11 protein-coding genes and 1 pseudogene are annotated in these 14381 nt (G+C 52.6%); 6 read left to right on the forward strand and 6 right to left on the reverse strand.

Going from position 1 to position 14381, the window contains the following annotated elements; genetic code table 11:
* Positions 1 to 40: 40 nt before the first annotated feature.
* Positions 41 to 262, forward strand: a complete 222-nt coding sequence (locus tag V6944_RS15110) for a zinc ribbon domain-containing protein (RefSeq protein ID WP_333499549.1) — start codon at positions 41 to 43, stop codon at positions 260 to 262.
* A 44-nt stretch (positions 263 to 306) separates the two neighbouring features.
* Here V6944_RS15110 and xseA read toward each other — a convergent pair whose 3' ends face one another.
* Positions 307 to 1683, reverse strand: coding sequence for an exodeoxyribonuclease VII large subunit (gene xseA, locus V6944_RS15115; RefSeq protein WP_333499550.1), 1377 nt, complete (start codon positions 1681 to 1683; stop codon positions 307 to 309).
* A gap of 160 nt (positions 1684 to 1843) precedes the next feature.
* Between xseA and guaB the strand changes: the two genes are divergently transcribed.
* Entirely contained in the window at positions 1844 to 3310 is a 1467-nt protein-coding gene (guaB, locus tag V6944_RS15120) for an IMP dehydrogenase (RefSeq protein WP_333499551.1), read from the forward strand.
* 79 nt (positions 3311 to 3389) lie between these two features.
* A complete protein-coding gene (gene guaA, locus V6944_RS15125; RefSeq protein WP_333499552.1) occupies positions 3390 to 4967 on the forward strand; it encodes a glutamine-hydrolyzing GMP synthase in 1578 nt (525 codons plus the stop codon).
* Positions 4968 to 5203: 236 nt separating this feature from the next.
* Here the strand turns inward: guaA and V6944_RS15130 are convergent, their stop codons facing one another.
* The gene (locus V6944_RS15130; RefSeq protein ID WP_333499553.1) at positions 5204 to 8686 is read right to left on the reverse strand and encodes an SIR2 family protein; all 3483 of its coding nucleotides are present in this window, start codon (positions 8684 to 8686) and stop codon (positions 5204 to 5206) included.
* A 716-nt stretch (positions 8687 to 9402) separates the two neighbouring features.
* Here V6944_RS15130 and vapB point away from each other — a divergent pair.
* On the forward strand, positions 9403 to 9651 hold the full coding sequence (gene vapB / locus V6944_RS15135) for a type II toxin-antitoxin system VapB family antitoxin (RefSeq protein ID WP_333499554.1): 249 nt from the start codon (positions 9403 to 9405) through the stop codon (positions 9649 to 9651).
* Complete coding sequence (vapC, locus tag V6944_RS15140; protein ID WP_333499609.1) at positions 9648 to 10037, forward strand: type II toxin-antitoxin system tRNA(fMet)-specific endonuclease VapC; 390 nt, start codon at positions 9648 to 9650, stop codon at positions 10035 to 10037. The genes vapB and vapC overlap by 4 nt, the downstream gene beginning before the upstream one ends.
* Here vapC and V6944_RS15145 read toward each other — a convergent pair.
* Both V6944_RS15145 and V6944_RS15150 read right to left on the reverse strand, forming a co-directional pair.
* Positions 10034 to 10549, reverse strand: a complete 516-nt coding sequence (locus V6944_RS15145) for a GNAT family N-acetyltransferase (protein ID WP_333499555.1) — start codon at positions 10547 to 10549, stop codon at positions 10034 to 10036. The genes vapC and V6944_RS15145 overlap by 4 nt on opposite strands.
* 4 nt (positions 10550 to 10553) lie before the next feature.
* Positions 10554 to 11747, reverse strand: a complete 1194-nt coding sequence (locus tag V6944_RS15150) for an MFS transporter (RefSeq protein WP_333499556.1) — start codon at positions 11745 to 11747, stop codon at positions 10554 to 10556.
* Positions 11748 to 11819: 72 nt separating this feature from the next.
* On the opposite strand from V6944_RS15150, the pseudogene V6944_RS15155 reads away from it, so the two are divergent.
* Positions 11820 to 12723, forward strand: a pseudogene (locus tag V6944_RS15155) (LysR family transcriptional regulator).
* A gap of 21 nt (positions 12724 to 12744) precedes the next feature.
* Here V6944_RS15155 and mscS read toward each other — a convergent pair.
* Complete coding sequence (mscS, locus tag V6944_RS15160) at positions 12745 to 13623, reverse strand: small-conductance mechanosensitive channel MscS (RefSeq protein ID WP_333499557.1); 879 nt, start codon at positions 13621 to 13623, stop codon at positions 12745 to 12747.
* A gap of 366 nt (positions 13624 to 13989) precedes the next feature.
* Positions 13990 to 14193: a YfgG family protein gene (locus V6944_RS15165; RefSeq protein ID WP_333499558.1), complete on the reverse strand. Its 204-nt coding sequence runs from the start codon at positions 14191 to 14193 to the stop codon at positions 13990 to 13992.
* Positions 14194 to 14381: the final 188 nt, after the last annotated feature.

Raw genomic sequence — 14381 nt, forward strand, 5'->3', positions numbered from 1 at the left:
TGGTAAAATAGCGGCACAAGAACCGAGTTAAGGAGTCGTCATGGAATTCATCTGCCCAACTTGTCAGGCCTCGCTGGAGGTGCAGGGTAACCAGGCCCACTGCGATCGCTGCGAGCAAGATTTTACGCTGGAGGCGCGCTGCCCGGAGTGTCATAAACCGCTGGAGGTGTTGAAAGCCTGCGGTGCGGTGGACTACTTCTGCCAGAACGGCCACGGATTGATATCGAAAAAACGGGTGGAATGGGCGCCTGTCGGTGAGTAATGGACGTCTCTGACCGGGCATAAATGCCCGGTCATTCTCAGCGTTTAGTCGGCTTTTTTACGCGCTCGCGTTTTCTTCTGCGCGGTCACCGTGCGGATTTCACTCTCCACCCAGCCGTCGGCCAGACGCGTCGTCAGCATCTCTCCCGCCTTTGCCTGCTTCGTTTGCTTCAGCACTTTGCCATCGCTGGCGGTCGTGACGCTGTAGCCGCGCGCGAGCGTCGCCAGTGGACTGACGGCTTCCAGATGCGTCACCGCATTGCCAAAGCGTTCACGCTGTTCGCTCAGGCGGGCGCGAATATTCTCGGCCAGACGATATTCCAGTTGTTGAATGCGCGACTGGGCGCGATGAATGCGCGGCTGAGGATTCTGCTGATTCAGACGCTGTAGCATGCGCTGCCGGCGCTGATTAGCCTGTTTCATCTGATTTTCCAGCGCCGTGTTCATGCGCTGGCGGAGACGCTCAAGCGTCGTCTGCTGGCGCGCCAGACGCAGCTGTGGATGCTGCTGCTGGAGGCGATGGAAAAGCTGGGTAAAACGACGGCTGCGGTTAGCCAGGTAGTAGTCCATTGCCATACCGAGACGCTGCTGGGCGGATTGGATCTGGCGGACTAACTCCTGCTGATTGCGGCTGACCATTTCTGCTGCGGCGGACGGCGTGGGGGCGCGCAGGTCGCCGACGAAATCGGCAATGGTGACGTCGGTTTCATGACCGACGGCGCTCACGACTGGAATGCGGCTGGCAAAAATAGCCCGCGCCACGCGCTCATCATTAAAGCTCCACAAATCTTCCAGCGAGCCGCCGCCGCGCCCGAAAATCAGCACGTCGCACTCGCCGCGGGCGTTGGCCACCTCAATGGCGCGAACGATTTGCCCCGGTGCATCTTCGCCCTGCACGGCGGTAGGGTAAATCACCACCGGCAGCGACGGATCGCGGCGTTTCAGGACGTGCAGAATATCGTGCAGCGCCGCCCCAGTTTTCGAGGTGATGACCCCAACGCAGTGTGCCGGAGAGGGGAGCGGCTGTTTAAACTGCTGGTCGAAGAGGCCTTCGGCCTGGAGCTTCGCCTTCAGTTGCTCATACTTCTGCTGCAACAACCCTTCGCCCGCTGGCTGCATGCTTTCAACGATGATTTGATAATCACCGCGCGGCTCGTACAGCGTAATATTGGCGCGAACTAACACCTGCTGCCCATGTTGCGGACGGAACGTCACCCGGCGGTTGCTGTTGCGGAACATCGCGCAGCGCACCTGGGCGTTATCGTCTTTTAAGGTGAAGTACCAGTGGCCGGAAGCGGGCTGGGTGAAGTTTGAAATCTCGCCGCTAATCCACACCTGGCCCATCTCCTGCTCAAGCAGTAGACGCACCGTCTGGTTAAGGCGGCTAACGGTAAAAATTGAGGGGCTTTGTGAGGATAACATGTGAGCGGGATCAAATTCTAAATCAGCAAGTTATTCAGTCGAAAGTAACATGCTTACCGGGGAGCGCAAGGTTTTTTTGCAAAAAAGTGTGGATGCAATCGGTTACGCTCTGTATAATGCCGCGGCAATATTTAATAACCTCCCAGGTGAGATATTGCCCATGCTACGTATCGCAAAAGAAGCCCTGACGTTTGACGACGTCCTCCTCGTTCCCGCTCATTCTACCGTTCTGCCGAACACTGCTGACCTCAGCACCCAGCTGACCAAAACAATTCGCCTGAACATTCCTATGCTCTCTGCGGCAATGGACACCGTGACTGAAGCGCGCCTGGCAATTGCCCTGGCACAGGAAGGCGGCATTGGTTTTATCCACAAAAACATGTCCATCGAGCGCCAGGCGGAAGAAGTTCGCCGCGTGAAGAAACACGAATCTGGCGTGGTTACCGACCCGCAGACCGTCCTGCCAACCACCACGCTTGCCGAAGTGAAAGAGCTGACCGAGCGTAACGGCTTTGCAGGCTATCCGGTTGTGACCGAAGACAACGAACTGGTCGGTATCATTACCGGTCGTGACGTGCGCTTCGTGACCGACCTGAGCCAGCCGGTGAGCGTCTACATGACTCCGAAAGATCGTCTGGTTACCGTTCGCGAAGGCGAATCCCGTGACGTGGTCTTCGCTAAGATGCACGAACGCCGCGTAGAGAAAGCGCTGGTGGTTGACGATAGCTTCCACCTGCTGGGCATGATCACCGTTAAAGACTTCAAAAAAGCAGAACGTAAACCAAACGCCTGTAAAGACGAGAAAGGTCGTCTGCGCGTAGGCGCAGCGGTTGGTGCGGGTGCGGGCAACGAAGACCGCGTTGATGCGCTGGTTGCCGCGGGCGTTGATGTCCTGCTGATCGACTCCTCCCACGGCCATTCTGAAGGCGTTCTGCAGCGTATTCGTGAAACGCGTGCAAAATACCCAGACCTGCAGATCATCGGTGGCAACGTGGCTACCGGCGCGGGCGCTCGTGCGCTGGCAGACGCTGGCTGCAGCGCGGTTAAAGTCGGTATCGGCCCTGGCTCCATCTGTACTACCCGTATCGTCACCGGCGTCGGTGTACCGCAGATCACCGCCGTTTCCGACGCGGTTGAAGCGCTGGAAGGTACCGGTATTCCGGTTATCGCCGACGGCGGTATCCGTTTCTCCGGTGATATCGCCAAAGCGATCGCTGCTGGTGCCGCTGCCGTGATGGTAGGCTCCATGCTGGCTGGTACCGAAGAATCTCCGGGTGAAATCGAACTCTATCAGGGCCGTTCTTACAAATCTTACCGTGGTATGGGCTCCCTGGGCGCGATGTCCAAAGGCTCTTCCGACCGTTACTTCCAGAGCGATAACGCTGCCGACAAACTGGTACCAGAAGGTATCGAAGGTCGCGTAGCCTATAAAGGTCGCCTGAAAGAGATCATTCACCAGCAGATGGGCGGCCTGCGTTCCTGTATGGGTCTGACCGGCTGTGGTACCATCGACCTGCTGCGTACGAAGGCTGAATTCGTGCGTATCAGCGGTGCGGGTATCCAGGAAAGCCACGTTCACGACGTGACCATCACCAAAGAGTCCCCGAACTACCGCATGGGCTCCTGATAAGTTTCCGCGCCCAACCCCTATACTTTACAGGTTGGGCGCTTTGTTATTGTTTCACTTGCCTCGGAACTAACGTCAAATGACAGACAATATTCATAAACATCGCATTCTCATCCTTGATTTCGGTTCCCAGTACACCCAACTGGTTGCACGTCGCGTACGTGAACTGGGCGTCTATTGCGAGCTGTGGGCATGGGATGTTACTGAAGCGCAAATCCGTGAGTTCAATCCGAGCGGTATCATCCTCTCCGGCGGCCCGGAAAGCACCACCGAAGCAAACAGCCCACGTGCGCCAGAGTACGTGTTCAACGCGGGTGTGCCGGTATTCGGCGTATGCTACGGCATGCAGACCATGGCAATGCAGCTGGGCGGCCACGTTGAAAGCTCCACCGAGCGTGAGTTCGGCTACGCTCAGGTTGAAGTACAGACCGACAGCGCACTGATCCGCGGCATTGAAGACGCGCTGACCGCTGAAGGCAAACCGCTGCTGGACGTGTGGATGAGTCACGGTGACAAGGTTACCGCCATCCCGGAAGGCTTCGTCACCGTTGCCAGCACCGAGACCTGCCCGTTCGCCATTATGGCGCACGAAGAAAAACGCTTCTACGGCGTGCAGTTCCACCCGGAAGTGACCCATACCCGTCAGGGCCTGCGTATGCTGGAGCGTTTTGTTCGCGACATCTGCCAGTGTGAAGCGCTGTGGACCCCAGAGAAAATCATCGACGACGCCGTTGCCCGCATCCGCGAGCAGGTTGGCAACGATAAAGTGATCCTCGGCCTGTCCGGCGGCGTAGACTCCTCCGTTACCGCGATGCTGCTGCACCGCGCCATCGGTAAAAACCTGACCTGTGTGTTCGTCGACAACGGTCTGCTGCGTCTGAATGAAGCACAGCAGGTGATGGACATGTTCGGTGACCACTTCGGTCTGAACATTGTTCACGTCGAAGGTGAGCAGCGCTTCCTCGACGCGCTGAAAGGCGAAAACGACCCAGAAGCCAAACGTAAGATCATCGGTCGCGTATTCGTTGAAGTGTTCGACGAAGAAGCGCTGAAGCTGGAAGACGTGAAGTGGCTGGCGCAGGGGACTATCTACCCTGACGTTATCGAATCTGCGGCCTCCGCAACCGGTAAAGCGCACGTCATCAAATCTCACCACAACGTGGGCGGCCTGCCGAAAGAGATGAAGATGGGTCTGGTTGAACCGCTGCGTGAGCTGTTCAAAGACGAAGTGCGTAAAATTGGCCTGGAACTGGGCCTGCCGTACGACATGCTGTTCCGTCACCCGTTCCCAGGCCCAGGCCTCGGCGTTCGCGTGCTGGGCGAAGTGAAGAAAGAGTACTGCGACCTGCTGCGTCGTGCGGATGCTATCTTCATCGAAGAACTGCACAAAGCCGACCTGTACAACAAAGTGAGTCAGGCGTTCACCGTGTTCCTGCCGGTACGTTCCGTTGGCGTGATGGGCGATGGCCGTAAGTACGATTGGGTTGTCTCCCTGCGTGCTGTGGAAACCATCGACTTTATGACCGCACACTGGGCGCATCTGCCGTACGATTTCCTCGGCCGAGTATCCAACCGCATCATCAACGAAGTTAACGGTATCTCCCGCGTGGTGTATGACATCAGCGGTAAGCCGCCGGCTACGATTGAGTGGGAATGAGATTGTATTTAATTTATTGATTTTATTATGATAATTTATATTCAATAACTATCTATCACTATCACCAACGGTATTTTTCATGGCATGCCTTTGGCATGCCATGAAAAAATGTCGATACCATTACTAGCTAAATGACTCTAGCATGGTATTGGAAACGCGCATCAGCCACTCCTGATGAGGTATGGGGCTTGAGTATTCGTTGCATCAAGATCGCGCATCATGTGGAATGTCGTGCATCACCTTGCGTCCCATCGTCGCTTCAGAGAAATTAGTCTATTATCGCTATTTAGCGAGCTGTCCGCTTCCCCTATTTGTTTCAATATATCTTCTATCCCATGTGGCCATGCCAACGCGTTGTCTGGTAGAACGGTATGAAGTAAAGCCAGCACTTGCTCCGGGTACCGGTCTACTATGTCGCCGCCTGATCGGCGAAGTTTTGGCAGCATCAAATGGTCACGCTCGATTCTGCCCAAGAACGGTAAAACCAATGCAGCTATAGTAGGAAATTCATCGCCACTAGAGAAAGCCAATTCGCAAAGGCGAGCCGACGTGTTGGGTGTTCTGGCTGAAAGTTGGCGCGGCCAAATCTGCAGCAGTTCGGGAAGCTGTCCTTTCCATCGTTCGTTTGAGTTTTCGTTTATCTCGTCAGACCATCGTTGAGCCTGCCATAGTATTCGGGATCGAAACTCGTCATCGACTGTCAAAAGTAAGCTGCGCATCTCTTCATTGGAGATACAACGCTCGCCGGTGATGTCGTCAACAGTTCCCCACCCAGCAAGGATCATACCTGCGATGATTTCACCATTCGAGCGTCGCGATGGGAGAGGGTTAACGGCGAACTGCAGCATGTGATTTTTCAACCGCATATAGAGCTCTCGATTTGGAGTTCTCGCCCCCCACAGGAAGCCCGACCATGCTGCGTCGCGGTCCTCCTTGTCGTTATCCTGAAGCACAGGCAATAAGTAATGCTCTGTCCATTTTGGATCGACAGCGAAAAACCAATTGAGATTGTGAAAAAAAATCACAATTGCATGTCTGCGCAACTCGTTTGGAAGCGACAACAGTTCCTCAGCCTGAACAAGCCATTCGGAAGGAATGCCTTGGTTTCGATTGAGATTATTACTACGGGGATCATTAAAAAGCGCCTGCGCGATCTTACCAGTGGGTGAATTAATCGCTTCCATCGTCCAGTCTGGTTCCTTTGAGCCCCGAATAATACCCGAACGTCCTTCATTAGGCGATTCACGGAGGACGCCAAGCAGCTTCCTCAAAATACGGTCAAAAATAGGAGAATAGTCTTTGCTTAGCTTTGCACTGGCATCTTTTAGCCAATCGGTCGCGGGGCGGAGAATTGTTGCAAGTTGTGGATTTGGATAACGAGATAGTCGCTCTGTAATCAACCAAACTAATCTTGTCTTGTCATTCTTCCGTGCCTCTGAAGTAAGGAACCGTTGCCATGCCCAATCTGGAAAATTTCCTCGTTTGGCAGCATTGGTCAACGCAGCAAAAGCGCGCACAGGGCGCTGAGAGGCTAGGCCGGAAAAAGGATCGTTTTCGACGAGAAAATTGTCTGATCGACCACTACGTTCCTTTGCTCGCAGCAGTACTAGTGAAAGGGGGATTTCTGCTAGTTCCTCATGACTGGTGTTTGTTCTGACCCATTCAGCCCTACTTTCCAGCGATTCAGCAGCCCTCTCGCAATAATCCTCTTTCCAGTCGGGCACAGCAGTACGGAGTAGTTTCGCTTGTTTACGGGTGCTGGCTGAAAGCTTGCATTCTGAGTTTTGAAGCCAGTGAATACGATTTAGAATTGACCAAGCTCGTCTGCTATCGAAGGCTGCAATCTTTTCGCGCTGCCATCGCTCCGGGCCAATCAACAGTTTTTGTTCGATTAACTGACGCGACGCTCTACTGAGTTTTTTCCATCGTTCTGCGATGACCAGTAATAGGTCTCGTTGATGATAACGATCCCAGAATGCGGTATTGCTTAATGATGATATGAATTGCCCAAACTCATTATCTGAAACAATACTTTTTTTTCCTGATGCCCATATTCGTAGCCGAGCAAAAACGGTGTCATCTTCTGTAGGCCATGATAAAAATTCTCGTTTAGCTGCAGATTTATTAATTTGAACTAGTTGCGTAAACAGCTCCGAAAACTGGATAACTAATGCTGAAAGTCCATGCGTTCGATGATAATCGTCGGCACCTTCAATATTATCCTTGACTAATGGGCTAATATTTCTAGGGTCATAGCCACCAATTTCTTGTTCAAGTGCAAGAGCAAGTTCGAGATTCTGTCGTAGGGCTTTAACAATTGTGAAACACCATTCATCAGGAATAGTAATTTTTTCGTGCGTTTCAGGATATTTTACGTCCATCCACAGCAAGTGATCTTCATATGCCTGAGCGGTCTCTACTTCGGGCGGCTTTGATGCATTCCTGGAAGAAGGCCTTGCAGAAAGGTGGGGACGGAGCACCTCTCCAAACCGCCTAACTATAGCGCTACTCCATCCCTCAACCTTAATGACACCTTGCAGGTTATACCACTCGTGATAAAAGTCTTCGACGTGGCTCCAGGTTTCAAAAAGCAAGCGCCATGAGTTACGAATGTTCTGACGTATTGGGGGATTGCTTCGTTCTAGCTCCAAAGAGATGCGCCGTTGAATGTTCTGATTAAGTGACGATTGATGGGATGCCCACCATACAGCAGCAGGCTGGTCACAAACCTTTGCGAGCCATACGCCTAATTTATCTAGACGCGGAACAATATATGGGAAATGATTAGCCCAATGACCGCGAAACGCAGTAAGATTTTCATCGCGGATCGCTGCTTTATCAAGATGATTAAGTTCGAAAGCATCCCACGCATTGGATGGTGTTTCTCGCTTGGCATAATTATCTTCAGGATCTGGTTTAGTCGGCAAGGGGTCTGAATCAAGGCCATATAGATCGAATGGATCAATATAGGATTCTTTGCTACTAAGTGAAATTGAATTAACCGGTCTCGCGAATCGTCGGTATTTGTCGAACACGCAAAGCCATTCAGCAGGGGGGAGAATCTCTCCCTCGCAGAACTTCTTTACGCCTTCGTAGGTTGAAATAACATGTGTCACCTGACCTCGTTCATGAGGTTGAAGCGCTGTCGGTCCTTTTTTAGATGTTTCAAGAACCTTTGCGAACCAGGCATCGGGATTACGGGCTCGCTCTGCCCAAGCGTCAAGAGATTGCCATAAGGCAGCATGTGCATTATCTGGACTATATGGAATGGCCTTAACACCTTTGTGTCGCCATCGTGCGATGGCATCGTTATGGTCGCCAGATTGGAAAGCGTAAGCTTTTTCGCGGTTCCCTGAAGTTTTACGCAAAGCTTCAAGAAGGTATTGGACTGGAGGATCGTCGGCCGTATACCCAACAAATACAACAATATACTTTCCAAGTATTTCACGAATGAAGGTTGTTGCCCATCCGTCCGATAGATATGCGCGACCAAATTCTGAACTTGAGAGAACAAAGCCATCATTCTCAGCAGCTGTATAAGTCGGTGTTGAGCGACCATGGAGATAAACTATTCCGTTGATCTCATTTGGAAGTGAAGGGTCCGGTAATCTCGGTGGTTGCCATACGCGAAGATTGCGACCGCAGTCATCAAATAACCTGTCGAAGTTCGTCGTGACTAATTGAACAGTGCCTTCTGGCGTCGTCGCTAAGTCTAGCAAAATCCTGTGTGCAGTCAGATCGCAATCCGCAGGTGGTTTTAATGCAGATGCTACCGCCTCCTCGATATCGCGTGAGGAAAAGTCTCTTTCTAGAAGCCCGAAAACACGGTCAGCAGATATGACGCCGGGTATACCAACACGCTGGTCAATCTCTCTAGCTTCTTGGATTAGTCTATAGGCAGGACTATTTTGGTCGACACCAAGTCGAGCAACTACTTGGCTTGCTAATCCAAAGAAATCAGGTAGTTGAGCACGTGCTCTGGATACGCCCGCCCCGCAAAAGAAAATTACTCGGCCTTGATCTCTGGCAAGAAGGAGATCATCAGGGATTGATGGGCCGTCAGGCTAAAAATCGCAAATTCATTCCTCCGCACTGTACTTTTATGTTTAGGCTAACAAAACATGTCTCTCAGTGGTTGAAGTTTTAATTAGCACCTTTATTGTCTAGATTCACTAATACCTGCGTGTATGTTGTGTGTCGGACCGAATTTGAGCAACTTAAGTTGTGATCTAATTCGTACCAATAGCTAGTATGCTATTTTTATGGTGTTAGGTAGTGAAATAATGTTATTTGATTGATTTTTAATAATTAAATATTAACGTTGATAATGGGGCGGTTGGTAAGAGAGCCTTACCGGTGCATAATATCTAGCTTGTATATCCCAGAATGCCATTATGCTATTCGTGAGTACAAAAAATAGCCGCTGGAGGTCGCGATGGAAAAAACAACGATATTAAGAAGCAACCGCAGCCAGGCGGTGCGTTTACCAAAAGCGGTAGCAATGCTGGAAGACGTCAAACATGTCGATATTATTGCTATCGGGCGGACGCGAGTGATCACGCCAGCAGGCGAGAGCTGGGATAGCTGGTTTGATGGTGAAAGCGTCACATCAGATTTTATGGAGATGCGGGAACAGCCGGGTGAACAGGATAGGGAAACGTTCCGATGCTCAAATAAGAGCTGAATACTAATATTTGTATTTACACCATCAAGAATAAGCTGCAGGAAGTACGTGAAGCGTTCACCCGGCACTATGGGAGGATGTGCATTAGTTCAGTTACCTTGATTGAATTGGTTTACGGTGCCGAAAAATCTGCTGTTCCGGAAAAAAATCTGCGCGTAGTCGAAGGTTTTGTTGCTCGGCTGGAAGTACTGAACTACGGCAATGACGCCGCCATTCTGACCGGGCAGATAAGGGCTGAGCTAGCAAAAGCGGAAACCCCTATTGGCCCGTATGACAGCATGATGGCCGCCCATGCTCGTTCGCTCGGGCTGATTATGGTCACCAATAATACTCGTGAGTTTGAGCGCATTAGTGGGCTGCACCTCGAAGACTGGAGCGTTAGCTAGCCACGTCGCCGCCTGAACATCAGGCTAGGCTCCTTCCCTGGCACATCGTCAATTTCCCGCACCAGCGTCAGCCCGCACTTCAGCAATACCTTCTGCGAGGCGAGGTGGTTTTTACGCACGATGCCCACCACCTCCTCAAAATTCAGCATGTTGAACGCATAATCAATTGCCGTCAGCGAAAACTCCGTGGCCAGCCCTTTACCCCAGGCTTCAGGCGCAAAGCGGTAGCCCAGATTGTTTACCGTGCAATCGGGGTATTCCACGATACGTAGCCCGCCAAAACCTATCACCCGCTGCGGGTTTTCCCGCAGGCTGATGGCCCAGTTGCCGAAACCATAAACGTTGAAATGCTCAAGCCAGCCAGCCAACACCTGGCGAGAGTGCGCGAGATCCGCATGCGGGCCTGCTGGGTTAAAGGTGTTGGTCGCAGGGTCACCGTAAATGCGATAAAGATCGTCGAGATCGTCTGCTGCCACTGGACGTAGGGCGAGATGCTCAGATTGCAGGTGCATGGGCTTATCCTTGTCGAAAAGGTTGTGCTTCACGTGTTTTTATTGTGCGACTAGCCTGGCACAGCGCAATCGACACCGCCAGCCCGGCGACAATCAGCGCCAGCATAGCGGAGAGCATCAGGCTGCCATTTATTCCCAGACGATGATTCAGCCACGCGTAGGCAAACGGCGAAGCGGCGGCGAGCAGCTGCGCGGGAATCAACAATACGCCAGTGCGCCGGGCGTACTCTTCGGCAGCGAACAGCTGAAGCGGTAGGGTCGCTTTGAAGACCGTGGTTAAGCCGTTGATCGCGCCATAGCCCAGGACAAAACCCCCGGCGGCCCAGGCGATATGGGTGCTGCTTATGCCGAGGGCGAAGCAGAACGGGATGAAAAAGGTGGTGAGCAGAGTAAGCTTCATCGGTGTGAGCGTTGAACCGGAGGCGACTTCGAGAAAGCGCGCGCCGGTCTGCCCAACGCCCCAGAGCATACCGACGGCAATGGGCAACCCGTGAGCTGTGATAAATTCCGGCAGGTGGGTCGAGGTGCCGTTAGAGATAAACGTTACCAGCGCTATCAGCGCGGCATACAATAAGCCGATACGGCGGTCGTGCGGCGAGGCTGACGAGATATGGCGAGCAGGAACCGGCGGCAGCTTCTGGTTAGGCAAACGCAGCAACAGCAGTGCGCTCACGATCCCCAGCAGGCCATAAACCAGCAATGCTCCCCGCCAGTCGGTGACCGTCAGCAGTGCCGCACCCAGCGGCCAGAACAGCGCGGAAGCAAGCCCACCGGCAAGCGTCACGCGAGAGATTGTCGCCCGAGCACTCTGCCCGTATAGATTCACCAGCGCGGCGAAAAGCCCGTCGTAGAGCGCCAGACGCATGCCGACTCCGGTTATCAGCCAGGCGATGTACCAGCCAAAAAGCGTGTTAATCGCTGACATCAGCAGGCAGCCTGCGGCAATAAGTAACGTTCCGCAGACCACCACGCGCTGGCCGCCAAAATGCGCCAGCAGGCGGGCAACCCAAGGGGAGATCAGCGCCATCATCAGCATCGCCAGCGTCAGGCCCAGGTAAATATGCGTGGATGCCCATCCCGTATTCTGCGCAATCGCGCGGGCAAAGGTGCCCGGCATATAAAACGAAATCCCCCAGTTGATCAGCTGATTGCCTCCGGCAGCGAGGGTGATGGGGAGCGATGCGGCAGGTGTTTTCATTATCTTCTCGTCAGTTATGCAGTTGCTGGCAGCATAACCTGCGCGCTATTGTGCAGGCAGAGCCCTCCCTTTATGACCCTGATAAGAGAAACTTTGAATGACGACGCTGAATCTAGGATACCTGGCAACGTTTCGTTTAGTGGTTCAGCGCGGCAGCTTTTCGGCGGCGGCCGATGTGTTGGGTATTTCTCAACCCGCCGTCAGCTTGCAGGTGCGCCAGCTTGAGCAGTTTCTGCAGGCGAGGCTTATCGAACGTACCGGACGCGGGGTAAAGGCCACCGCGGCTGGCATGGCGCTGTTGCTGCATGGTGAGCGTATCGAGCAGGCGGTTAGCAAGGCGGTGCAGTCGGTGAACGATTGTCAGCAGACCGTGAGCGGTATGGTTGCGCTTGGTACCGGCGCCACGGCCTGTATCCATCTTTTACCATCCTTGCTGCAGCGTCTGCGTGAGCAGCACCCGATGCTGGCGGTGGGCGTTACGACCGGCAATACGCTGGATATTACTCGGGCAGTCGAAGAAAACCGGCTTGATTTAGGGTTGGTCACGTTGCCCGCCAGCGGGCGTAGCCTGGAAATCATGCCGGTTTTACGCGAAGAGTTTGTCGTTATCAGCGCCGAATTGCAGGGTGAACTCAACCTGGAAATGCTACAGAAGCTGCCGATGATTGCGTTTGAAGCCGGCAGCGGAACGCGTGACCTGATTGACGGCTGGTTCCAGCAGGCAGGGCTTCAGGTGACGCCGGTGATGCAACTGGGCAGCATAGAAGCGATTAAACGCATGGTGGCAGCGGGGCTCGGGTACAGCATTATTCCGCGGATGGCGGTGGAGCATCATCGTGATGCCGAAGGGCTACGGGTAGGATCGCTGGCGCCGCCGCTCTATCGCCAGTTAGGCATCGTGATGCGGCAGGATAAAATTTTGACTAAGGGGATGACGGAAGTTATCCGACTGTTGCAGCAACACGCTCCCCTCTAAGATGGAAGGGGAGCGCCAGGTTTAGTCGACCAGTTGCAGCTGTTGCTGAGGCCGATTGGCGACGTTCTCTACGCGGATATCCATTTGCGGGTACGGCAGGTCGATGTGGTTAGCATCCATCGCCTCTTTGATGTTCTCCAGCAGGTCATAGTAGGTGTTCCAGTACTCGGCGTTGCGCACCCATACGCGAACGTAGAAGTTCAGCGAGGAAGCGCCCAGTTCACCTAAACGCACGGTGAAACCGCGCTTCTGGTCGATACGCTTATCCTGCTCGATGAGTTGGGTGATGACGCTTTTCACGTCGGCAATGCGGCTCTGGTAGCCTACGCCAATCACCAGATCGATGCGGCGGTACGGGTGGCGTGAGTAGTTAATGATATTGTCGGCAATAATCTTGCCGTTTGGGATCACCACTTCTTTGCTGTCACCGGTCAGCAGTGTGGTTGAGAAAATGTGTACCTTCTCAACGGTGCCGGTCATGGTACCAATCTGCACCACTTCGCCCGCGCGGAAGGGGCGCAGAGAGACCAGCATCACCCCCGCCGCGAAGTTTGACAGCGAGCTTTGCAGCGCCAGGCCGATGGCCAGGCCTGCGGCACCGATGACGGCGATAATGGATGATGTCTCAATGCCCAGGCGCCCCAGCGCGGCGACCACCGAAAATGCGAGCGTGATATAGCGAACCAGTGCGGTAAAGAACTGCACGATGGTGATATCCACTTTGCGTTTTAGCAGCAATTTTTCCAGCCCACGAGAGAGCAGGCGGGCGATAAATTTACCAATAAATAACAGAATAATCGCGGCAACGATGTTCCAGCCGAACTGGATAACCGCATCGCTATGTCCTGACATCCACTCCAATCCACTTCTTATTTTGGGAAATAACGTAAAACCTTTCATGGTAAAAACCCTGCCGCTTTAAAATTAATGGTGGAAGATTCAATTAAATATTCAACATATATACAAAGAATTTATATATTTATGAGTAGGGTGCTTTTGGAGTTATGTATTAGCGATTATTTACACATTTAACGTCGTTTTTTTAGACGGTTAATTGATGCAACAAAAAATCAGCGCGGCATGTTGCGGCAGTAGAAAGAGAAAAGTTTGTGTAATTGTGCGGGAAATTATTTTTTTGCCAATAAAGTACGAATTGAGACTGAGGTGTCAGAACGGGGATAAAACACGACTAAATTCCTTACCGGATGGTTAAAAATCAATCTCTTAGCCATTCGGTAAGGAATCTCGGTGTCGGAAAAAAGGGCGTTAACGGTCGTCGGTTTGAACGGGGGAGGTCTTTTGCGACAGGCTGCTCTGCTGGGACTCTTTTTTGTCCTGGTGGTGATGCCACGCGCCGATGGAGGAGTAGACGAAGCGTCCGAAGAAGAAGATAAAGCTGATAAGCAGTACGATACGGGTCATTCGACCATTAAATCGGTGTCGTTTTCGTAGGCTGGTAACCTGGCTCACAAAGGGGTCCTTATGTTATACCCATAGACGGGCGGTTTGTACATTAAGGCACAGAGCGGGGCGGGGGTCAATTGCGATGAATGTAAAATTCCGTCAGATAAAACATTAATTAATGTTATATAAGATATTATTCGTATTCACAAGCAAACCTTGATTACGGGGTGTAGACCCTAGAATAGTGAATTAAT

It is taken from the genome of Kluyvera sp. CHPC 1.2972, assembly GCF_036759925.1.
In the GTDB taxonomy this organism is placed as follows: domain Bacteria; phylum Pseudomonadota; class Gammaproteobacteria; order Enterobacterales; family Enterobacteriaceae; genus Kluyvera.